The following is a 21500-nucleotide window of genomic DNA, read 5'->3' on the forward strand; positions in this document are numbered from 1 at the left end:
TTTCGAAGCCATTCCTGCTCCTGCTCTCGATGGGGGCTGTCCGGGACGGCGCCCGCGACGGACGGTCCGCCGGCGGGCGGCCAGCCTGCCGGCGGACCTCGCCGCCCCGGCGCACGCCAGCTGGTTGGCACTCTCCAGGGGTGAGTGCCAGGCGTCTCGTCGCACTCTACCCACAACTTGCGTGCCGCGCACCTAGTGCGTACCGCGCAACATCGGATAAAGTCTCCTCATGAACGACGACGCCATGGATCTCCGGGCGCGCAACAAGCAGACCACCCGGGAGGCGATCAGCCACGCCGCGCTGCGCCTGGCCATCGAGCAGGGCCCCCACGGGCTTGCCCTGGTGCGCGTCCATGACATCGCCACGGCCGCGGGAGTCTCCCCGCGCACCTACAACAACTACTTCTCCAGCAGGGAGGAGGCGATCTGCTCCTTCCAGGCCGACCAGTCCAAGCGCGTGGGAGAGGCGCTGCGCTCCCGGCCCGCCGGCGAGCCGCTGGACGAGGCTGTCGTCGCGGCCGTGATCGAGCTTTACACCAACCCCGAGCCCGACAAGGCCGGCCTGCGCATGATCATGTCGACGCCCGAGCTGGAGGGCGAGGCGCTGAAGGCGTTCACCATGGCGGAAGGCCCGCTCGCCGAGGCGATCGCGACGCGCACCGGCCCCGGACGCGACCTGTTCTGCGCCGTCACGGCCGCCGCGGTCGCCGGCGCCGTCCGCGTGGCGGGGCGGCACTGGCTCGAACCCGGCAACACCGACTCCTTCGCCACCATCCTGCGCCGCGCCCTGTCCTGCGTCTTTCCCGCCGCGCGACCCGCGGACCCGCAGGACCAGTGACCAGCACGCGCATGCCCTCGGGGGCTTGGCGGGACCCCTTTCCGCGATGTCGCCCCACGGGGCCATCGCGACCGTCGCCAGGAGCGCCGCTTCTCACCTCTCGGCGCCTCACTTGACCGCGCCGCATTTCGAGTGAAATTCTAGTATTTCGATCTAGTATCGGTGAGTCGAGACATCGGGAAGACGGGAGCGCGAGCATGCCGGTCGAACGATGACCTCCGCCGCGGACGCACGCCACGCGGAAGGTGACGAGAGAGAACGTCTCCGCCGCGCCTGGCTGATTCTCTCGGTGGTGAGCCTGGCCAGCGTGCTCACCGCGCTCGGCGGCAACGCGCTCAATGTCGCACTCCCCCAGCTCGTACGGCAGACCAACGCCGGCGCCGCCGCCGCGAGCTGGATCCTCATCGCCTTCCAGCTCACCACGACCGTGCTCATGGTGGTGTTCGGCCGGCTCGCCGACATGTTCGGCCGCCGCACGATGTACCTCGCCGGCCTGGCCACCTACACCGTCGCCAGCCTGCTGGCCGGTTTCGCACCGGACGCGTGGCTCATCGTGGCGCTGCGGGTCTTCCAGGCCGCTGGGACCGCCATGCTGCTCACCAACAGCGCGGCACTGGTCACCGACGCCTTCCCCCGAGCCAGGCTCGGCGAGGGCATGGGCATCTACACCGCTTCGTTCTCCATCGCCCAGCTCTTCGGCCCCACGGTCGGCGGCTTCTTCGCCGAGCATCTCGGCTGGCAGTGGGTGTTCTGGTTCAACGTGCCGATCGGCTTACTCTGCCTGGCGTGGGGGGTCCTGGTCCTGCCCAGGGGACGGGTCGCCGGCGCCGAGCGCGGCCTCGACCTGCCCGGCAACGTGCTCGTCCTGGCCGGTCTGGGCGGGCTGCTGCTGGCGCTGTCGGAGGTGACCCGGCTCGGCTGGGACCATCCGCTGGTCGTCGGCGGCCTGATCGCCTTCGTGCTGGCCCTGCCTCTGTTCATCTTCTGCGAAGGCACGGCACGCCATCCGGTGGTCGACATCCGGATGTTCCGCGACGCTTCGTTCGCCCTCGGCACGGCGGCGTCGTTCCTGAACTCGGTGGCCCGCATCTCGGTGCTGTTCCTGGTGTCGCTGTTCTACCAGGCAGTGCGCGGCGAGGAGCCGGTCTCGGCGGCGCTGAAGCTGCTGCCGCTGTCGGTCGCGGCGCTGGCCGCTTCGGTGCTGTCGGGGTTTCTGCAGCGGCGCCTGAGTCCACGGACCGTGACGGTGGTGGGGGCGTCGTTGACCACCGCCGGACTGGCCGGGCTGCTCTGCACGATCTCCGCGACCGTCGCCTACGCTCCCCTGGCGGCGTTCCTGGTGCTCATCGGTCTCGGCTCGGGCCTGTTCCTGCCCTCCAACACCACCGTGCTGCTCGACGGGATCTCCTCCAACCGGCTGGGCATCGTCAACGCCATGCGCCTGATGCTCCAGAACACCGGCGGGGTGGTGGGCACCGCCATGGTCCTGTCGGTGATCACCGTCCCGGTGCCCGCCGTCCTGCACGACTCCGTCTTCGCCGGGACGCTGTCGCAGGTCGCCCCCGGCTCCGTCGCGGATCTGGTCGACGGCTACCGGTGGGCGCTTGGCTGCATGACGGCCGTCGCCGCCCTGAACGTACTCACCTGCCTGGGCAGAAGACGCGCAGGGACAGAAAGGATCTTCACGCGAGGCTGATCCGGCGAGAAGTCCGCCGACCGTACGAGCGCGTGAAGACCTCCCCGAATCAGCTAGAGAATCTCGATCGCACGTTCGGGGCAGTTGGACACCGCGAGGCGGGCCGTGTGCTGCTTGTCCGGCGGCACCATGCCATCACCCCTGACGAGTCCGTAGCCCTCGTCGTCTTCGCTGAACAACTCAGGGGCCAGGTCGTAGCAGCGGCCATGCCCTTGGCAGCGCTCGGGATCAATCCGTACTTTCATCGCTTGTACTCCGCTCTACGTACGGTGATATCGCAGGTGAGGCGAGAGCTCCCACGACACGGGCGAGCAACGCACCCCACTCCTCGTCGTCAACAGCGTGCAGGTCCGGCGTGATCAGCGCGCTGCCCATCGACAGCAGGAGGCAGAAGTGGGCCAACGCTTCAGGCGACAGCGCCGGGTTCAGCTCGCCGCCGTCCTGGGCAACGCGCGCGAGCTCGGCCAACCAGTCGGCGCGCTCGCCGACGTAGCCGCGCATAGGCCTGGCCACGCCCTCGTCACGGCGGGCCGCGACGAGGGCCTCCACGATGAGGTGGCTGCGGGTGGCGTTGCGGTGCGGCAGCCAGCGGCCGATCGTGAGGAGCAGGTCGGGGACCGACAGATCGGGATCGGCGGCGAACAGGTCGGCCATGCGCCGCCTGCCGTACGCGCTCAGCGCGGCCACCAGCAGCTCCGCCTTCGAGCCGAAGTGCGCGTACAGCGCCCCGTTGCTGACCCCGGCGGCCGCGGCGATGTCGGCCACCCGCGTGCCGTCGTATCCGCGCTCGGCGAACACCTCCGCGGCTGCTCGCAGCAACCGTTCACGAGTCTCGGCGGGGGTGACGCCGGCGATGCGCCCCATGAGTTAATTAAATGACTGTTCATTTTGTTCGTCAAGTCGCGTCGGCGGCGCATCGCTGTTGTCCGGGGCGCTTGCAGATGTCAGTACGGCAGACGAGCTGTCAGTGGACTTGGCAGCAGGCCATCGGCGGTTCGCACTGGTGACCGTTCCTGCGCCTGGCGAGTCGTTCGCGGAGCGCAGAGCCGAGTACGCCAGCATGTACGGAGCATGAATCGCCACCTGTGGATACATCGGCAGGCTAGATCAGCGAGACGACCGGAGCAACGACGCCTTATTGACCCGCCGACCGGCCGATGACCGCCGGGTTCAGAGGTAGTTGATGCCGGTCAGTTCTTCGGCCACCGCCCAGAGCCGCTTGCCGACGGCCGGATCGGCCGCCTCCCGGCTGAGCCGGGCCTCGGTGACCGGGCCCCACGTCTCCCGGAGCCGGGACGGCCCGAAGAACTGGCCGCCCCGCACGCCGGGCTCGGTCGCGGCGCGCAACTGCGGCAGCGCGCCCTGCTCCACCGACTGGGTGGCCAGCAGGCCGAACCGCGCGATCAACTGCCCGAGCCGGCCACGGTGCTCCCAGGCACGCGGAGTCAGGTTGGTGCGGGTGAGACCGGGGTGGGCCAGCGCACTGACGATCGGCGATCCGGCGGCGCGCAGGCGGCGGTCCAGCTCAACGCCGAAGATCGTGGTGGCGAGCTTGGACCGGCCGTAGGCGGGAACGGCCCGGTAGTCACGCTCGAACATCAGGTCGTCGAAGTCGAGGTGCGCGTTCTTGTGGGTGATCGAGCTGAGACTGACCACCCGGGCTTCCCGCGCCTCGGCCAGTTTGCCGAGCAGCAGGCCGGTCAGTGCGAAATGGCCCAGCATGTTGGTGCCGAGCTGCAGCTCGAAGCCGTCGGTGGAGGTGCGACGCGGGCCGAGGAGCACCACGCCGGCGTTGTTGACCAGCAGGTCGATCGCCGGGTGGTCGGCGGCCAGCTTCGCGGCGAACGCGCGTACCGAATCGAGAGAGGCCAGGTCCAGCTCGCGCACCTCGACGTCGCCGCCGATCCGGCGTGCGGCCTCCTCGCCGGCAGCGGTGTTGCGGACGGCCAGCACCACATGGGCGCCGTGGCGGGCCAGCTCGGTGGCGGTGACCAGGCCGAGGCCTGAGTTCGCGCCGGTCACGACGGCGACCCGGCCGCGCTGGTCGGGGATGCGGTCGGCGGTCCATCCGGTCATCTGCTGCTCCTGGAGGTGTCGGTGCGCTGGATCGTCGACGTTAGGAGTGATCCGGGCCGGCTCGGTCGTTCTCGGTTGCCTAGGTCTGCGGGACCTACCTTGGATGCTCAGCGAGGCGGCACACTTTGCGGCATGACCCATCCGTACGCTCGTGAGCTCGGTGATTTCCTGCGCGCCCGGCGCAGCCGGCTGCGTCCGCGCGACGTCGGCCTGGAGCCGGGCGGCCGGCGCAAGGTCACCGGGCTACGGCGCGAGGAGCTGGCCCTGCTGGCCGGGCTGAGCACCGACTATTACCAGCGGATGGAGCAGGGCAGGGAGGTACGCCCGTCCGACGACGTCCTGGACGCGCTAGCCGGCGCGCTCTGCCTCGGCGAAGAGGAACGCCGGCACCTGTTCACGCTGGCCCACGCCGCCCGGCGGCCGATGCCCGCCCGAATGAAGCGCGATCCGGAACGGGTGCCGGACAGCACACGGCGTCTGCTGCGGGTGATGGACACCCCGGCGGTCGTCCTCGGCCGGCATCTCGACCTGCTCGACTGGAATCTGATGGCGGAGGCGCTGCTCGGTGCCCCGGACGCCTACCCGCCCGACCGGCTCAACATGCTCCTGCTGATGTTCGACGACACGATGACTGGCGAGCGGACCTGCCCGGACTGGGAGCGGCAGGCCTTGGACTACATCGGTATGATGCGCGCCGCCGTCGCCACCGATCCCACTCACCCCCGTGCCACCGCGATCGTGGGCGAGCTGAGCATCCGCAGCGCCGAGTTCCGGCGGCTGTGGGCCCAGCACGACGTACGCGAGTCGGTCAGCGGCACCAAGACCTTCCGGGTTCCCGAGGTCGGCGACATCGTCCTGGACTGGGACACCTACCCCCTGCCGGGCAGCCCCGGCCCGGTCATGCTGGTCTTCACCGCCGAGCTGGGCAGCGCCGACGCGGACCGGCTGCAGCTCCTGGCGTCGATGCACGCGACCCGCTCAGCGCACCGCTGAACCAGAGTGTCCGCTCCGCTGGTGAGTGCCCACTGCCCCGAAGCGGTGACGACCGAGCACGTCACCGCCATGGGCGCCCGCGCTCGATCAGGTGAGCGCTCCTGCCGCGATCCGCTTGTCGGCTGCCCGCCGGTCGGTAACCGACCGTAGCGCGGCGCGCACGACGTTTGCCAGCTTTGATGACCTCCACGGAAAGGCGTCCAGCGGCAGATCCGACAATCGGATTTCTTCACGTCAACGTGTACGCGGGTCTACACCAGAGCCTGTGCGCCGATACCTCCACCCGATGGCACTTGATCTTCGACCGGGTACTGCCAACTTCGATGACGCGAGCACCGGTATTTCGACGTTCGCCGAAATGACAGTGCCCAGGTCGGGAGCAGGTTCCACTGTCATCTTCGCTGCGTCCAGACAGCTGTCTGGCGTCACCCAACTTGATCATGCGTCAGAGATCCAGATGGTGAGACCGTGGAGGTGCCAGTCGATTCTCAGGCCGCCAGCAGCTACAGGGGCCTGGGCCAAGATCCGGCCACGAGTGATCTCCGGCGACACACCACAACAGAACCCCATCCCGCCGACACTCACCGCTTAACCTGCAGAAACAGGATCACGTAGAGATCAACTCATACACCATTCCGCTGGACGACTGAGCCGCAGGACGACCGTTCGAGCGTTCCAGCGGTTTTCGGCGAGCGAGCAATGGAAGGGCCTGACATGTCCAACCACTTCACCGGCCTCAGCCTTGGGCCACCACTCGGCGACCAGCGCCTCGATCTGTGCGACCTATACGCCTTCGGGGCACCCGGCGATCCGAGCAGGACTGTTCTCATTCTCAACGCCAATCCCAACGCAGATGCCCTGCACCCCGACGCCGTATACCGCCTGAACATCGACAACGACGGCGATTACCTGACCGACGTCGCCTTCAGCTGGGTCTTCAGCCCGCCGGCATCCGACGGCTCCCAGACCTACAGCGTCTTCATGGCAACCGGTATGGAGTCCCGCAGCCCCGAGGCGGTCGGCACCAAGATCGTGTCGGACGCCGCCGTCTCTTTCGGCCCCCAGGCCAACGTGGTCAGCAGCGGCGACTACAAGATAGCCGCCGGTAGCCGCAGTGACGCCTTCTTCTTCGACTTCGACGGAATCAAGAGTCTGTTCGACACCAGCGGCAACCGGAATTTCACCGCACCGCATCTGGGCGGGAAGTCCCCGTGGACCGGCGTCGACTCCAACACCACGGCCAACGTCTTCTCCATGGCCATCGAACTGCCGACCGCGGAGCTGGCGCCCAAGCCCGAGCTGCACATCTGGGGCCGGTGCAGCGTCCTGCGCGACGGCGAACTCGTCCACGCGGACCGGGCCGGACACCCGTCAATGAGCAGCTTCTTCAACACCGACGACACGAAGGAGGAGTACAACGCCAGCGAGCCGGTCAACGACCGGACCAAGTGGACGGACCAGTTCGTCCACCTGTTGGGCCACACTGGCGGCTACTCCCGTGAGGAGGCGATCACCGCGCTGGACGAGCACGACCTCCTGCCGGACGTGCTGCACTTCGACCCGTCCAAGCCAGCCGCGTACCCTAATGGCCGGACATTCACCGAAGACGTCATCGACATCCGCGTCGCGTTCCTCACCAAGAACGAGGCGCCGCCCACCGGTCTGACGCCGCACACCGACACCCTGGACCGGTTCCCGTACCTCGGCGACCCGCACCCGGCAGCCACCTCCTGACAGATCCCGGGGGACGCACCCGGGGCTCCGACGGCCGAACCGGCTCAGCCGTCGGAGCCGTTCCCCGATCCGGTTCGGCCGTGGGTCGCCTCGGGTGTGTCCAGTCAGTGGCTCTGGCATGAATCCGGGAGTGACGGAGTGTGCGGGCCGGCACGGGAGGGCGGGGACGGGACGCCGTTCGGACAGGAACAGCGGGCCACGGGTGCGCGACGTACCGTCGGGTGGGCGATGCTCTCCTCTTCGACGATCTCAGCCGGCGGCCGGGTCCGGCCGAGGCGTAGGCGCGGTGGGTGTTGGGATTGGCCTCCCGGGCGGTCGAGAGGAATGCGTCGGCGGCCGCGGCGAGGCCGCCGCCCTGCTGACCAGAGGGGAATCCCATCAACGCCGGATTCCGTGCCAAATCTCTCTGACTCCCCGAGACGTCCGGGCCCGGCGGTGAGGGGCGTCGTGGCCATCAGTAGCCGCCGCGGCCGATCTCGGTACCCGTCACCGATGTCCGCACCTGTCCACCGGCCGCAGACTCGCCGGTGAGAGGGAGCGTGCGACATGCCGCGAGACACACCGACCAGATCACCCGAAGTCAGCGTGCGCCGGGCGGGGCGGCGCCCATGGCCCAGCGCCACCACGCTGGGCGTGAGCAGCGCCGCGCCGACGCCGATGACCACCATGGCAGGCATCAGCGGCAGGTAGCCGTGGTCACCACAGCAGGAGCTGTGGTGTCGCCCACGCGCGATTCCAGCCCCACTGCCATGTGAAACGCTCGTCATCACCACACAGTGCGCACCGCTGCCCGGTGCGCACGTCGCCCAGGCCAACATCCCGCTCCCCAACAACCCCATCAGGGAGGGGAGCGTCCACGCTCCGTGCACATCGGGATACACCATGCTCTCGGGCGGCGTGTACCTGTCCAAGTCCGACGGCACCGAACAGCAGGGAGGGGTTCTCGACTCGCTCCCGGGCGCCGAGGGCTGGATCGTCACCGGAATCTCCCATAATTTCGCCGACACCAAGCTGGTCGCCCTGGCACAGTGCTTCCTTCCCGCCAGCTGACCTGACCTGAACTCCCGCAGCAGGGCGCCCGCCCCGATACCTCGGGGCGGCTCGACGGCTCGGCGTCGTCGGTGGTGCAGCAGATGGGCAGCTGGCCTGGCTCCCATCGTGTTTCGCCGGCTGGTGTCAGTGGGGTGTTGGCGGTGGATGCCGTCGGATTGAGGTAGCGGGGTCTCGTGTGTGCACGGGTGTGCGTTGACCCGGGTTCCAGATGACGGAGGCCAGACAGACCTCGAGGAAGGCCGGAGGGTTCAGCTCGACGAGGCCGAGACCAGGCGGGCCGAGGGAGCCGGCAAGACGTGTCACATCTCGTACCACCAGCAATCATTCATCGCGACACCCCTGGTGGCCACCCTCCTCAAGATCAGAAATTCTCGCGGTCGGCGTATCCGCGCGCAGCCGTGGGGTACCGTGCCCGCCATGAGCGAACCAGACGGCCTCCTCGAACTTCTCGTGGACATGGCCAACAGAGGCTTCTCCGACCACAGCATCAGCCTTGCTGTGAACGGCACGATCATCTCCGGCATGCTCGCCTCAGGACAGGAGTACGCCCAGGAGACGGCAGCTCGGATCCGCGAGGCCGCTGGAACCGATCATCGGGGCATCGATGTGTTCTTCGACAAGATGGCGGAAGAGTGGGCCGCCACCAGGGACAACGATGAGACGGAAACGGAGGTGGCGTTCGATCCGCCGCGCTACATCCACATCAAGGACGGGTGCGTGGTCGCGGGCGAGGATCTCGCGTTCGGGGAAGGGTGCTGGTGGCGGATCCGCATCGCTGAGGTGAGCGGTTGGACATTCACCAGGGTTGTTCCAGCGCCGGCACCGGTGGACCTCGGGTAGACCCGGTCGCGTCACGAGACGGGGCGCAGCGTACCGCTGCCGATGTCTCTAGCTGTCTGACGTGTTCGAACCGGCGAAGTCAGCAGGGGGAGCGGCATCCGGGCCAGCCCCCGCAACGGCCCGCACGCTACCCCAGCGAGGACGTTCGTCCTTGTGAAGGGCTGGGGCCGCCTATGCCCAGCGCGGCGCCACAGCGTTCGCGCCCTCAGCCGTGAACGCTGTGGCAGAAGGCGCTCGGGTAGCAACCGCAGCCTGGCCGGGCCGCACCGTGCCCTGATCGGTCACATCCACTTCACGCCCAGTCAGCTGGCCGGCAGCGGCCGCAGAGGCTCGAGACCTGCGTCTCGAGCCTCTTCTTTCCGGTTCACAGATCCCGAGTCGGCGCAGCTGCTCGTCCGTCCCCCTGTCTGCGCTGTCCCGGCTCAGGGCGGCGACGCCCAGCCAGCCGGGCAAGCCTTGGCCGAGATCCGCTGCCCACGGGCTGTCCATGATGGCGGCCAAGCCCCTGTTCGCACGCCAGCCGCGTACTCGACGAGCCAGGCTCGTGGCCACCCGCGCGATCCTTCGCCGTCTTTGCGAGGTGCGGAGGGACGCGTTGCCGCGCTTCGTGACGATTAGCCGGCCAGCCGGATGACCTGTCCGGAGTCAGGAACCGAGCAGGTTCCAGGAGTTGATCATCAGCGCGGAGCCGGCGTTCGGCGGACCCGGGTTCTGGCGAGTGTTCGCCCGCTTGCCCGTCGCGGTTCGAGCCGCCATGCTGTTACCCGCCGCGCCGCTCGGCCTGCGGAGACGAGGCCGATGGGTGGTCCGGCGCCTTCTCCTCCGCGCTTGACGAGGAGAAGAGCGGGTCGAGGTATGAGCCCCAGGTGAAGTTGCCCGAGGAGTAGAGCGTCCACGGGCCGGAGGCGGACGCCGTCGGCCAGTTGGGGTTGTCGGGATTCAACCAAGTGGTCTGGACGTAGTAGCCGTCCTTGGGGTCGAGACAATCGGTCCAGGTGTACCGGCCCGCCCCCAGGTAGAAGTTCGGCCGCACGATGTCCACGGCGCCGCCGAGGAACTGCGCCCAGTTGTAGTTGCCGGCGGCCAGTTGGATCGGGCGGTCCACGCATGAGGTGCCCATCGAATCGACCGGGTTCTGCGTCAGATACTGGGTCTTGTAGTTGTAGGCGACCGGGGCCGCATCAGAGACTCCTGTCGTGACGCCGAGGACGGTGCCGCCCGCACTCGCGCCGCTCGGCCGGGCGGTTGAACCGCCGGTACCCGTCGAAGCGGCCGAGGTTCCGGTTAAGGCGAGACCCCCGGCCACCGTGGCCGCGGCCGCGATCGTCGACAGTTTCCGGTAAGTGCGCATGTCAGTTCCCCTTCTGCGTTTGCGTGCCGACGAGCGTTCCGTGTCGCTTCGGTCGGCCTTCCCTCTCACCACAGAGGATGCAAGTCGTGGCCGGGCCCCGTCTTTCGGGAGAGCGCACAGGCTTTTAGTCAGCGCGCACTGTCGCGCACTGCTGACGGAACTGGCGCGGGGACAGGCCGTAGGCGCTGCGGAATGCCTGGCTGAAGTGCGCTGGGCTGGTGAAGCCCCACCGGGCCGCGATCGCGGTGATCGAGTGGGCGGCCAGCCGGAGATCGGCCAGGTCACGCCGACACTGCCGCAGGCGGCGCCGGCGAATCCAGCCGGCGACCGTGTGCCCTTCCTGCTGGAACAGCTTGTGCAGGTAGCGCAGCGAGATGTGGTGCGCCGCGGCGATGGCGTCCGGGGTCAGGTGCGCATCACCCAGGTTCCGCAGGATGAAGGCGTGGATTTCGGCCATCAGTGCGCGCCGCCGGATGTCGGGCGGCACCGCGCTCTGGGTGTCCAGCGCGCCGGCCAGCGCCGCGGTCAGCACGTCCAGCGTCAATGTGGACAGCCGGGCAAGGTCGGCCGGGCTCAACTCGTGCAGGTGCCGGGCCAGTTGCAGCAGGAACTGCGAGGACAGCGCGCCGATGCCCTGATCGCCCGGGATGCGGAGCGCGATCAGATCCCGCAGGTCCCGCTGTGGGAATGGCAGTAACGACCGCGGAAACTGCAGGCACACCATCTGAGCCGCTCGCTCGCTCGGCGCCAGCCGGGTCAGGTAGGGATGCGAGCTGTCGCGGAGGGACAGATCACCAATGTGAAGATCCGCGTGCCGGCCGTCCTGCTCTCCCCACACGCGACCGCGTACGGTGCAGGTCACCAAGAACGTCTCGGGGTCGCATTGGCGGATCAGCCTGGGCGTGCGGTGAATCGACAGTGGCGTCGCGGTCAGCAAGACCACCTGCACGGGGCCGAGCTCGCTGAAACTGGCCTGCGCCCTGAAGGCGCTCTCCAGATGCGGTTCACAGCGGGCATCGAGCGGCACCCACCGCTTCGCGCTCACCTCTCGCCAGGCGACGAATCGCTCCTTCGCCGGGACCTCGGCAGTGCTGACCATCTCCACAACGCCTCCTCGGCGTCAACAGCCGTCACGGCCTATCCTCGGCAATCGGCTCCGCGTCGTCGTCGTCCGCTCGGCGCGGGTGCCTGTACCTCTGCCGGAGTACAGAGCCGATCGTTCCGCCGAGTCGTCACAGGAGCGAATATCGATTGGCCGGCTTCTCGATCATGTCCGATGCTGGGGTCGTGATCAGGATTCCGCCGCGTACGGCTACCGACGCCTACTTCGCCAAGATGAGCGGGTCGAGGCGTCTCGACATCGTCTTCGACATCGATCTTGGAGAACTGCTGGAAGGCCACCACGTGGTTGCCCGCGGACTGGAGATATCGGACGCCGGCGGCGTGCTGCACTACGAGTTCGTTCCCGGACTGCGGCAACACGAGATGGAAACCAAAGGACCGTTCTTCTGGTATTGGACGCTGTCCACTGAGGATGACCTTGGCACCCCTTACCGCGACGACAATGGCGGTGCCTTCGATTCGGGCTATGGAGTGCCAGAGTATGCCCTTTGCGAATCGACCTGGGAAGGCGCGATCGAGATGAAGGTGCTCGTCTCGGTGGACATGGAGGGAATCTCCGTCCGCTGCGCTTCGATGGCTCTGTGCAGCTGGAAGTCCAGGTACATCGCCCACGGATGACCGAACGCGCGCTCCTGGTGCCGGGAATGGAACTCGAAGACGGCTGTACCCTGCGCTACGCGGCGCCGGACTTCCCGACGACGTACCAAATTATCGAACTCATCGCCACGCTCGGTGCCATCTGATCACGATCTACGGCTGTGGTACGGGTCCGCTCGACCACCCGACCGGAACGGCTGTCCTGGTGCCGAGGCGCATACCCGATGACACCGCATTAACGGGCTCGTGATCCAAGATCTCCCCGGTAAAATCTGCGGCAGTCCGAACATGACGAACAACGTCCGGCCCTCGCGCACCTGAATGTGTTGGCATCCTGTAGCCGTGCCGCGCAGTCAAGATGTCGATGATGCAAAGCTAACCTCACTGCCTCTTGGGTCTTCTCAAGTGGTTTCGCCTTTCGTGAATCTGCATGGCGGCGAAGGCGTCACTCGTGGTCCGTATCTCGGGCCGGGTCGTGCGCGCCGAGGCGCGGGAGCCGGCCGCCCCGCACCGCTTCGACGTACCTCTTTAGCTCTCGGCAGGAGAGGGAGATCCCGCGCGTCATAAGGCGTACGGGATCTCCATCGGATTCGGCCATGGAGTGGAACGCGATCTTCGCGCCACCGACGATGGCGCCCTCAGACGTCGCACCCGCCTTGGCGATCCGAGTCCCATCGACGATCTGGGTCGACAGGGCGTCCCACATCTCCGCAAGATCGCAAATTGGTGGCGCCGTCGTACATACTCATCGATCTCACCCGCCCGCTACCGCTCCCGCAGATCTACCACGATCGGGTCGCCGAACGCGGCGGTCAGGCCGCCCAGTGGAACCCCTGCCAACAGGAACGCGAACACCGGTACGGCCACCCCGGCCGACAGCGGGCGGAAGCGGATGTAGACGCGGATCTCCCTGGATGCGCAGGCGGCGGAAGGCGTGCAGCAGGGCGAAGGTCTGCTCGACGACGTAGCGCTGTTTGCCCAGGCCGGAGCCGTGTTCGGTGCCGCGGCGGGCGATCAGGGGGCGGATCTGCAGCTCACGGATCAGCCGACGGTACTCGTCGTGGTCATGGCCTCGATCGGCCAGGACAACATCCGGCCGTTGGCGTGGACGGCCGCATCCCAGAGCCGAAGCCCAGCTCCTGTGGCAGGTGCTCCCAGGCGATCCCGGTTGTGCAGCACGAACAAGATGCCCTGCAACGCCAGCCGATCATCGAGCCGCTCACGTCCCGGATGCCGGAACCACCGCTGACGCCGGGGCAGCAACGGCTCGATCACCACCCAGAGATCGTCATTGACCTCCCACGGCTTCGCCCGCGCCACCTGATACCCCTCTCGTCATCGCTCCAGCGAGAGATCAAAGCACAACAGAGATCATTCTGTTAGGACCTCTTAGCCCTCCACGGCAGTAGTGACGAATTCATCAGGAGATGTTGACGATATACTCATAAATGACGATAGTGTCAGCTTGTGGAAGGAGGTTGCCCAATGGATCACCATGACCCGCACGCCGGCCTGCACAGTGAGCAGGGTTCCTTGAAGGGCGAGCACCTGGGCAGGGCGCCCAACCCGATCATCAAGGTGCACGATCTGGCCTGGCTGGAGTTCCGCAAGCCGGATCTGCAGCGCGCGGAATCGTTCGCGCACGCCTTCGGATTCACCACGGCGCTGCACACCGCGGATGAACTCCACCTGCGCGGCACCGACGCCGGGTCCCCGTGCGTGCTCATCCGCAAGGGGACCCTGTCGAAATTCATCGGTCCGGCTTTCCAGGCGGCCGACCCCAGCGACGTGCTCCGGCTCGCGCAGGCCACCGGGCGGAAGGCCGCGCCGCTGCCGGAGAGCTTGGGCGGGCTCGCCGTCGACCTGCCCGACCCGAGCGGTAACAGGGTGCGGGTGGTGTCGGGCACGCACGATCTGGCCGCGTTGCCCGCCCAGGTGCCCCTGACGTTCAACTTCGGGCATGCCGCAGCGCGGACGAACGGCACCCAGCGGCCGCCGCGCGCCCCGGCCAAGGTGCAACGGCTCGGGCACGTTGTCCTGCAGACCACCCGGTACATCGAGACGCTGGACTGGTATCTGCAACACCTGGGCCTGATCGTCAGCGACTTCCTCTACTACCCGGGGCAGCGCGAACGCGGGCCGGTGATGAGCTTCATCCGCTGCGACCGCGGCATGACGCCCACCGACCATCACACGCTCGCGATGACCCTCGGCCCGGTCAACCGCTACGTGCACTCCGCCTATCAAGTCGCCGATCTCGACTCGCTGGCCGCGGGCGGCCAGCACCTGCTCGAACTGGGCTACCGGCGTTCCTGGGGCATCGGCCGGCACATCCAGGGCAGCCAGATCTTCGACTACTGGCGCGACCCTGAGGGCTTCCTGGTCGAGCACTTCAGTGACGGCGACATGTTCGACTGCACGCTCGAACCCGGCTGGGCGCCCATGACCGCCTCCGGGCTGGCCCAATGGGGGCCTCCGGCGACCAAGGACTTCCTCGGCCTGGCTCCCGGCCGGGAGCCGCTGCGCGAGCTGCGCGGGATCGTCCGCGCGCTGCGCGAGGACAACGAATTCGACTTGCACCGCCTGCGCGGCCTGCTGAAAGTAGCCAGCTCATGAGCACCTCCATCCTCCGCACCGCCGACGCCTGGTGGGTTGCCACGCCCGCCGGCGCCGCCAAGGTGGACACCCAGGCCGCCACCACCGGACAGCTGCTGGCCGACCGGCAGGCAATCGCCGCGGCCGGCACCAACGCCGACACGGTGGCCCTCGACAGCCTCACCCTGCTGTCACCGGTCACGGCGCCCTGCCGGGTTGTCGCTCAAATGACGAACTTCGCCTCGCATGTCAAGGACGTGGGCATGAACCCCGCCACCGTCCCGCTGACCTTCTTCCGCAAGTCCTCCGGCTCGATCAGCGGACCCTACGACGAGGTCATCCGGCCCGCCCACGTGCGGCTGCTGGATTACGAGGTGGAGATCGGGCTCGTCATCGGCCGGCAGATGCCCGTCGGCGCCACGGTCACTGCCGACAACCTCACCGACTACGTCGCGGGCCTGGTCGTCACGAACGACATCTCCGCCCGCGACCTGCAGCTGCTCAAGACCCAGTTCTACGAATCCAAGTCCTACCCCACCTTCACCCCGGTCGGCCCCACCCTGGTGCTTCTGGAACCCGGCGAGCTCAAGCGGTTCGCCGACCTGAGGCTGCACCTGTCGGTCAACGGCGAACTCCGGCAGAACATGACGGTGGCCGACATGATCTACCAGCCCGTCCACGCATTGCAGGCGCTGACCCGCTTCCAGCGCCTCGACGCCGGTGACCTGCTGTTGACCGGCACCCCCGCCGGCACCGCGCTCAGCGCGCCGCCCAGGCCGATCGGGGTCCTGGCCTCGCTGCTGCCGCCCACGCTCAAGTGGAAACTCTTCTTCGACCGTCAGGCCGGCAACCCCAAGTACCTTCAGGACGGCGATGTCATCGAGGCCGCCGTGGCTACCGATGACCTCGGGATCGACCTGGGGACCCAGCGCACGGTGGTGAGGTACGCGCGATGACGCACCACACTCAGGGCGAGCGCCCCCTGATCCTGGTGCCGCAAGACCTCCCTCTGGTGGAGGCGGTGCCGCTGGCCGAGCGCGACCTGCCGGCCTCCACCTACGAGCTGCTGCACCGTACGGCCACCGCCACACCGCGGGCGCCCGCCTTGCACCTGCTGGGCGAGGGACCGGAGGTGACCTGGAGCTACGGCGACCTGCTGGCCCGCGTGCACCAGGCTGCCAACCTCTACACCAGCCTGGGGCTGGCGCCGGGCGGGACGGTAGGGATGCTGCTGCCGACCAGCGGTCACACCTACGCCGCACTGCTGGGTGCCCAGGCCGTCGGCATCGCCAACCCGGTCAACCCGATGCTGGCCGACCATCACATCATCGACATCTTCACCCTCACCCGGGCCGAGATCCTCGTCGTGGCGGGATCGGGCATGAACCGGGAACTGTGGGAGAAGGCGCTACGCGTGGCCAGGGGACTGCCGCACCTGCGCGCGCTGGTGGTGGCGGGCGACAACGCCGCCATCGACGCGGGTTACGTCCCTCGTGGCGTCGGCGACTTCGAACGGCTCACGGCCGAGCAGCCAGGCGACCTGCTGATCGCTCACCATCGGCCCGGGCCGCAGGATCTGGCCGCCTACTTCCACACCGGCGGCACAACCGGCACGCCGAAGATCGCTCCGCACACGCACTCCATGGAGGTCTACATGGCCTGGGCGCTCGGCTGCTCGGGAGCGTACGCGGGCGACGACGTCGTGACCCTGGCCGGGCTGCCGCTGTTCCACGTCAACGCCCTGCACGTCACCGGGCTGGCGCCGTTCATGCACGGCGCGAGCGTGGCCAGCCTCGGCCCGCTCGGCTACCGCGACAAGACGCTCATGGCCGACTTCTGGCGCATCGTCGAGCGCTACCGCGTCACCGCCTTCTCCGCTGTGCCGACCGTATACGTGAACCTGCCCCCGATCCCTGAGGAGGTGGACATCTCCAGCCTCCGGGCCGGAGTCGTCGGTGCCGCGCCGCTGCCCAGGCGGGTACGCGCCGCGTTCGAGGAGGCGGCCAACGTGCCGATGCTGGAGGGGTATGGCCTCACCGAGGCGACCTGCGCCAGCGCCAGCACTCCCGCCCTCGCGCCGTGTCCGGGTTCGGTGGGGTTGCGCTTGCCGTACCAGCAGATCAAGGCCGTCACGGTGGATGCCGACGGGCGGCCGAGCAGCGACTGCCCACCCGGCCATGCCGGGGTGCTGGCCATCAAAGGGCCGGCGGTCTTCCCGGGCTACCTCGGCCCGGACGGCCCTGATCCCACCGGTATGATCTTCGACGGCTGGCTGGTCACCGGTGACCTCGGCCACGTGGACGCCGACGGCTACGTCTATCTGACCGGGCGTGCCAAAGACCTCATCATGCGCGGCGGTCACAACATCGACCCGCGCTGGATCGAAGAGTCCCTGCTGGCCCACCCCGACGTGACCGGCGCCGCGGCGGTCGGCCGTCCCGACGCGCACTCCGGCGAGGTCCCGGTCGCCTACGTGACCGTTGCCGGTCCCGTCACCGAGCCCGATCTGCTGGCCTGGGCCGGGGCGCACGCCATCGAGCCGGCCGCCGCCCCCAAGGCCGTGCACATCGTCGCATCGCTGCCCACCACGACGGTCGGCAAGCTCTACAAACCCGAGCTGATCGCCGACTCCGTGCGCCGCGTCATCGCCGACCTCGACTCCCGCGGCACGGCCGAGGTCGTGCTGGAAGACGGGCGGCCGGTCGTCCTGATCGGCCCGGATGCGGAGCTGGCCGCCGCGCTCGACCGTTACCCCATCCACTACCGGCTGGTGACCTCATGATCGACCCTGTTGTCCGCGACTTCCTCGCCCGGCATCCTGCGGGCGTGCTGGCTACCACCCGGCCGGACGGCGGGGTGCGACAGTCGGTCGTCTACTTCGCCCTGGACGGCGACCGTCTGCTCATCTCCACCGAACCCGGCCGCGCCAAGGCCAGGGACGTGCAGCGCACCGGGCACGCCTCCCTGTGCGTCATCGGGGCGGCTGCGCCGTACCCGTCAGTGACGCTGGAAGGCACCGCCACCCTCCGGACCGCCGGCATCGGGCCGGACACCGCACGTGTCGTGTCCCGCATCGGCGGCCAGAGCGTCGAGCCGATGACCGATGCGGAGCTGGCCGCGATGAACCGCGTGATCCTCGAGATCATCGTCGAGCGCGTCTACGGCGCCAGCTACCTCCAGCGCACGTCATGAGCGAACTCCGTGAGTCGCCTACCGCTCCGGCGGTCGTCATCATCGGCGCGGGCCCCACCGGACTGACCGCCGCGACCCTGCTCGGCCAGTACGGCGTCGAATGCCTGGTGCTCGAGCGATGGGAGTCCGTTTATCCGGGGCCCCGCGCAGTCGCCCTCGACGACGAGGTCTACCGGATCCTGGTGCGCCTCGGCGTCCGGGACGAGTTCGCCGCGGTCGCCTGGCCGCACCGCGGCCTGCGACTCGTCGATGCGGCTTTGCGGCTACTGGCGGAGTTCCGACGCGACGGCCTCGGCAGGCACGGCTACCCCCAGGGGGTGATGTTCGACCAGCCGGAGCTGGAGGCGATCCTCCGCCGGAATTTGAAACAGTACGAGGCCGTCACCCTGCGCGGTGGCGTCGAGGTCACCGCGCTGGCCCAGAACCGCAGCGAGGTCCGGGTCGACTTCATCGATCGTGCGACGGGCAGCCGGGAATCTCTTCGTGCGGCGTACGTGCTGGGCTGCGACGGCGCCAACGGCGTGACCAGGGCCTCGATCGGCGCCGTCATGCGGGACCTGAAGTTCACGCAGCACTGGGTCGTCGTCGATGTGGAGACCGGGGCCGATCTCGGCCAATGGAACGGTGCACACCAGGTCTGCGACCCGGTCCGCCCCTCGACCTACATGCGCCTCGGAGAGACCCGGCACCGCTGGGAATTCCGGTTGGCGCCCGGCGAAACCGCTGACGACTACTGCGAGATGGCCCGCTTGTATCCGTTGATCTCGCCGTGGACCAGAGGGATTCCTATCGAGAAGCTGGAAATCGTCCGCGCGGCGGGCTACGTCTCTCGCGCGCAGGTCGCCGACCGGTGGCGCGAGGGCCGGGTGTTCCTTTTGGGCGACGCGGCCCATCTCACCCCGCCGTTCGTCGGCCAGGGGATGGGAGCCGGGCTCCGCGATGCGATGAACCTCCCCTGGAAACTCGCCGGTGTGCTCGGCGGGACGCTGCCCGAGACCGTGCTCGACACCTATCAGATCGAACGAAAGCCACATGCCCGCACCCTGATCAGGCTGGCGAGACTGCTCGGCACCGCGATGACGGCGGGCGGCGAGCTGGGCAACGTCATCCGCCAGGTCGTGGTTCCGCGGCTGCACCTCGTGCCCGGCCTCAAGCAACTGGCTTCGGACAGCCAGACACCTGCGCTGCACCGGTCAGACCTGGTGGTGCGGCCACGCCTGCGCCGTACCCTCGCGGGCAGGCTGTGCCCGAACGCGATCCTCGACGACGGCCGGCGTTTCGACGACGTGGCCGCGGGCCGGTTCGCGATCGTCACGTCAACCGAGCCGTCCACCACGCAACGAGCCGAAATCGAGCAGCGCGGAGCAGTTCTCATCACTTCCCGGCCGGGCAGCGAACTCCACGGATGGCTGAGGAAAGGCCGCGCACACGCGGTCATTGTCCGCCCCGACGGCACAGTGCTGCGCACCGGACGTGATCCGCTGGCGCTCGGCGCGAGCCTGCCCCGGGCCTCGGCGGCCGGCTGACAGGCTGACGGTGTTGTCGCCGGGGCCACCACGCCCGGCCGGGTGGTCGCGCAGATGGTCAACGGGGTGAGAGTACGGCTGCCGTTCGTGTGGTGGTACGCCCCCTCGCCGCGTCGAGGATCGCCACAGCGGCGAGGCTGCCAGGTGAGGTGGATGCCCTCGTCAACCCGTCGCCCAGCACAGAATTCTGGGCAAGCGCGGCGCATGTGCGCCCGGGACGACCGGGTGCAATGGTCGGCAAGAGGGGTGCTGGGGATCAGCTGCCGTCGTGACGCCGCCAGTGCTCTTCGAGGGCGGTGGCGACCTGCGCAGGCCGCTGCAGCACCGTCCAGTGGTTACAGTCGAGTTTGATCACCCGTTCCGCGCGGATGGCCCGGGCCAGCTCGTCGGCGAACTCGACTGGGCAGGCGGCGTCGCGTGAGCCCCAGAACACCAGGCCCGGTGCGGTCATCTTCGCCAGATCGGGTTCCCATTCGCTGCCCATCCGCAGCGCGGAGCGGTAGAGCTTGAGGATGCTGTCCTTCATCAGCGCATCCATGTTGCGCACCGTCTGCATGGCCAGGTCGGTGGGGACCTCGAAGCCGGCGGCCAGATCGTCGGCGAGGCTGTCCTTCTTCAGCTCGGCCATGAAACGGTTACCTTCCACCGGGTCCTGCCAGATCTCCGCCAACGGATGCCACACGTACCGAGCGCTGATGGGACCGTTGCCTCCGGCCCAGGTGCGCACCAGGTCGGGACGCAGAGACGCAACCCGGGCGGTGAGGATGCACCCCCAGTCGTGGCCGACCAGGTCGGCCGGCTCATCCAGCTCCTCCAAGCGGCCGACCAGCCAGTCGACGTACTCCTCCTTGGTGCTGCCGAAGCCGTCCGGTAGTGGGACGCCGAACCCGGGCAGGCCCCAGGCTCGCACGTCGGTGTGCGTCAGGTGCCGACGGACGTCCTCCCAGACGCGGTGGGTGTCAGGCACTCCGTGGATGAGGATCGCGGGCATGGGTTTCCTTTCGTGTGTGAGGTCGTCGCTGTTGGCGTGAACAGTGTGACGAGAGGTTCGACGCGAACGGGGCGGCGTAGTCGACGTTCGGGTCTCATCAGGTTCTCCCTCCCAGACGTGCCCAGCCGGGCTCATGGATCATCGCTTCGTGCACGCTCCGGCCGACACTTCGGCGGGCCGGAGCAGCCGAACCTGCGAGGGGAAGACGCAGGACAAAGCTGGCGCCACCGGTCTCGGACTCCCCGGCGTGCAGGCTGCCGAGGTGGGCTTGGGCGATGTCGTGGGCGATCGCCAGGCCCAGGCCGGTGCCGGTGTGGTCGAGGCGGCGTGCGGCCTTCAGCCGGGTGAAGCGCTGGAAAATCCGTTCCCGTTCGGCTTCCGGGACTCCTTCTCCGTCGTCAGTGACCGTCAGCTCGGCGTGGTCGTCGTCGTGGCTGACCTGGACCTCGACCAGGTGCCGGCCGTGCCGTTGGGCGTTGTCCAGCAGGTTGGTGAGCACCCGGCCGATCCGAATCGGGACGGCCTGGACGGTTACCCCGTGTTCCAGGCGGAGCTGGACCGCGATGCGGTCGGTTCTGCGGGCGATCTCGTCACGAACCAGTTCGGCGAGGTCGACGCGCTGTGGCTTCATGGGTGGGCCGGCCTCGATCTCGGCGAGGACCCGCAGGTCGGTGATGATCGCGCCGAGCCGGTCGACGTCTCGCAGCGCCCGGGCGAGCAGGTCGCCGAGGTCGGTCTCATCGGGATACATGCAGGCCTCCTCCAATCCGGCGCGTAGCCCCGCGACAGCCGTGCGCAGTTCGTGTGAGGCGTCGGAAGCGAACCGCTGTTTCTTCTGCAGCTCGCGCTTCAACTCGCGCATCTTGTCGCAGGGTTTCTGGATCGCCGGTGCGGTC

The 21500-nt window shown here is 68.3% G+C and carries 23 protein-coding genes and 1 pseudogene; 14 read left to right on the top strand and 10 right to left on the bottom strand.

All coding sequences use genetic code 11. The features are described 5' to 3' along the window. Nucleotides 1–229 precede the first annotated feature (229 nt). Entirely contained in the window at nucleotides 230–838 is a 609-nt protein-coding gene (locus tag V5E28_RS39740) for a TetR/AcrR family transcriptional regulator (protein WP_336214891.1), read from the top strand. A gap of 292 nt (nucleotides 839–1130) precedes the next feature. Further along, complete coding sequence (locus V5E28_RS39745; RefSeq protein ID WP_336214892.1) at nucleotides 1131–2534, top strand: MFS transporter; 1404 nt, start codon at nucleotides 1131–1133, stop codon at nucleotides 2532–2534. Nucleotides 2535–2587: 53 nt separating this feature from the next. On the opposite strand, the gene V5E28_RS39750 is transcribed toward V5E28_RS39745, so the two are convergent. From V5E28_RS39750 to V5E28_RS39760, 3 genes are all read right to left on the bottom strand, one after another. Continuing rightward, a complete protein-coding gene (locus V5E28_RS39750; protein ID WP_336214893.1) occupies nucleotides 2588–2779 on the bottom strand; it encodes a ferredoxin in 192 nt (63 codons plus the stop codon). Further along, entirely contained in the window at nucleotides 2763–3398 is a 636-nt protein-coding gene (locus tag V5E28_RS39755; RefSeq protein WP_336214894.1) for a helix-turn-helix domain-containing protein, read from the bottom strand. Before V5E28_RS39755 ends, V5E28_RS39750 begins: the two co-directional genes overlap by 17 nt. Before the next feature lie 306 nt (nucleotides 3399–3704). Further along, nucleotides 3705–4610 (bottom strand): oxidoreductase, encoded by a 906-nt coding sequence (locus V5E28_RS39760; protein ID WP_336214896.1) that lies wholly within the window; start codon nucleotides 4608–4610, stop codon nucleotides 3705–3707. A gap of 132 nt (nucleotides 4611–4742) precedes the next feature. On the opposite strand from V5E28_RS39760, the gene V5E28_RS39765 reads away from it, so the two are divergent. From V5E28_RS39765 to V5E28_RS39785, 5 genes are all read left to right on the top strand, one after another. Beyond that, on the top strand, nucleotides 4743–5603 hold the full coding sequence (locus tag V5E28_RS39765) for a helix-turn-helix transcriptional regulator (protein WP_336214898.1): 861 nt from the start codon (nucleotides 4743–4745) through the stop codon (nucleotides 5601–5603). Nucleotides 5604–6317: 714 nt separating this feature from the next. Beyond that, a complete protein-coding gene (locus V5E28_RS39770) occupies nucleotides 6318–7337 on the top strand; it encodes a DUF4331 family protein (RefSeq protein ID WP_336214899.1) in 1020 nt (339 codons plus the stop codon). Between the two features lie 546 nt (nucleotides 7338–7883). Further along, nucleotides 7884–8027, top strand: a complete 144-nt coding sequence (locus V5E28_RS39775) for a hypothetical protein (RefSeq protein WP_336214901.1) — start codon at nucleotides 7884–7886, stop codon at nucleotides 8025–8027. Nucleotides 8028–8219: 192 nt separating this feature from the next. Next, nucleotides 8220–8387, top strand: a complete 168-nt coding sequence (locus V5E28_RS39780) for a hypothetical protein (RefSeq protein WP_336214902.1) — start codon at nucleotides 8220–8222, stop codon at nucleotides 8385–8387. Between the two features lie 345 nt (nucleotides 8388–8732). Next, nucleotides 8733–9230 (top strand): hypothetical protein, encoded by a 498-nt coding sequence (locus V5E28_RS39785; protein WP_336214904.1) that lies wholly within the window; start codon nucleotides 8733–8735, stop codon nucleotides 9228–9230. Nucleotides 9231–9990: 760 nt separating this feature from the next. Here the strand turns inward: V5E28_RS39785 and V5E28_RS39790 are convergent. Both V5E28_RS39790 and V5E28_RS39795 read right to left on the bottom strand, forming a co-directional pair. Beyond that, nucleotides 9991–10581, bottom strand: a complete 591-nt coding sequence (locus V5E28_RS39790; RefSeq protein ID WP_336214905.1) for a hypothetical protein — start codon at nucleotides 10579–10581, stop codon at nucleotides 9991–9993. A 124-nt stretch (nucleotides 10582–10705) separates the two neighbouring features. Further along, nucleotides 10706–11680 carry a helix-turn-helix domain-containing protein gene (locus tag V5E28_RS39795; RefSeq protein ID WP_336214999.1) on the bottom strand — a complete coding sequence of 325 codons (975 nt, stop codon included), beginning with the start codon at nucleotides 11678–11680 and terminating at the stop codon, nucleotides 10706–10708. A 188-nt stretch (nucleotides 11681–11868) separates the two neighbouring features. On the opposite strand from V5E28_RS39795, the gene V5E28_RS39800 reads away from it, so the two are divergent. After that, entirely contained in the window at nucleotides 11869–12321 is a 453-nt protein-coding gene (locus tag V5E28_RS39800) for a hypothetical protein (protein ID WP_336214906.1), read from the top strand. Continuing rightward, the gene (locus V5E28_RS39805; protein WP_336214908.1) at nucleotides 12285–12446 is read left to right on the top strand and encodes a hypothetical protein; all 162 of its coding nucleotides are present in this window, start codon (nucleotides 12285–12287) and stop codon (nucleotides 12444–12446) included. Before V5E28_RS39800 ends, V5E28_RS39805 begins: the two co-directional genes overlap by 37 nt. A 299-nt stretch (nucleotides 12447–12745) precedes the next feature. Here the strand turns inward: V5E28_RS39805 and V5E28_RS39810 are convergent, their stop codons facing one another. The 3 genes and pseudogenes from V5E28_RS39810 to V5E28_RS39815 form a co-directional block, all read right to left on the bottom strand. After that, nucleotides 12746–13006 carry a hypothetical protein gene (locus V5E28_RS39810; RefSeq protein ID WP_336214909.1) on the bottom strand — a complete coding sequence of 87 codons (261 nt, stop codon included), beginning with the start codon at nucleotides 13004–13006 and terminating at the stop codon, nucleotides 12746–12748. 192 nt (nucleotides 13007–13198) lie between these two features. Beyond that, nucleotides 13199–13414, bottom strand: a pseudogene (locus tag V5E28_RS49770) (transposase); the annotation flags it as partial. Beyond that, nucleotides 13342–13620 carry a hypothetical protein gene (locus V5E28_RS39815; RefSeq protein WP_442945937.1) on the bottom strand — a complete coding sequence of 93 codons (279 nt, stop codon included), beginning with the start codon at nucleotides 13618–13620 and terminating at the stop codon, nucleotides 13342–13344. The pseudogene V5E28_RS49770 and the gene V5E28_RS39815, both read right to left, overlap by 73 nt. Nucleotides 13621–13785: 165 nt before the next feature. Between V5E28_RS39815 and V5E28_RS39820 the strand changes: the two genes are divergently transcribed. The 5 genes from V5E28_RS39820 to mhpA are packed head-to-tail and all read left to right on the top strand — an operon-like array spanning nucleotide 13786 to nucleotide 19613. Further along, a complete protein-coding gene (locus V5E28_RS39820) occupies nucleotides 13786–14916 on the top strand; it encodes a VOC family protein (RefSeq protein WP_336214910.1) in 1131 nt (376 codons plus the stop codon). After that, nucleotides 14913–15851, top strand: a complete 939-nt coding sequence (locus V5E28_RS39825; RefSeq protein WP_336214911.1) for a fumarylacetoacetate hydrolase family protein — start codon at nucleotides 14913–14915, stop codon at nucleotides 15849–15851. Before V5E28_RS39820 ends, V5E28_RS39825 begins: the two co-directional genes overlap by 4 nt. After that, on the top strand, nucleotides 15848–17677 hold the full coding sequence (locus V5E28_RS39830; protein WP_336214913.1) for an acyl-CoA synthetase: 1830 nt from the start codon (nucleotides 15848–15850) through the stop codon (nucleotides 17675–17677). Before V5E28_RS39825 ends, V5E28_RS39830 begins: the two co-directional genes overlap by 4 nt. Continuing rightward, a complete protein-coding gene (locus V5E28_RS39835; protein WP_336214915.1) occupies nucleotides 17674–18087 on the top strand; it encodes a TIGR03618 family F420-dependent PPOX class oxidoreductase in 414 nt (137 codons plus the stop codon). The genes V5E28_RS39830 and V5E28_RS39835 overlap by 4 nt, the downstream gene beginning before the upstream one ends. Then, nucleotides 18084–19613: a bifunctional 3-(3-hydroxy-phenyl)propionate/3-hydroxycinnamic acid hydroxylase MhpA gene (gene mhpA / locus V5E28_RS39840; RefSeq protein ID WP_336214916.1), complete on the top strand. Its 1530-nt coding sequence runs from the start codon at nucleotides 18084–18086 to the stop codon at nucleotides 19611–19613. The genes V5E28_RS39835 and mhpA overlap by 4 nt, the downstream gene beginning before the upstream one ends. A 256-nt stretch (nucleotides 19614–19869) precedes the next feature. Here mhpA and V5E28_RS39845 read toward each other — a convergent pair whose 3' ends face one another. Both V5E28_RS39845 and V5E28_RS39850 read right to left on the bottom strand, forming a co-directional pair. Further along, nucleotides 19870–20604 carry an alpha/beta fold hydrolase gene (locus V5E28_RS39845; protein WP_336214917.1) on the bottom strand — a complete coding sequence of 245 codons (735 nt, stop codon included), beginning with the start codon at nucleotides 20602–20604 and terminating at the stop codon, nucleotides 19870–19872. A 97-nt stretch (nucleotides 20605–20701) separates the two neighbouring features. Beyond that, nucleotides 20702–21466 carry a sensor histidine kinase gene (locus V5E28_RS39850; RefSeq protein ID WP_336214919.1) on the bottom strand — a complete coding sequence of 255 codons (765 nt, stop codon included), beginning with the start codon at nucleotides 21464–21466 and terminating at the stop codon, nucleotides 20702–20704. Between the last annotated feature and the right edge of the window lie 34 nt (nucleotides 21467–21500).

The sequence above is a fragment of the Nonomuraea sp. LPB2021202275-12-8 genome (genome assembly GCF_037044575.1).
Classification (GTDB): domain Bacteria; phylum Actinomycetota; class Actinomycetes; order Streptosporangiales; family Streptosporangiaceae; genus Nonomuraea.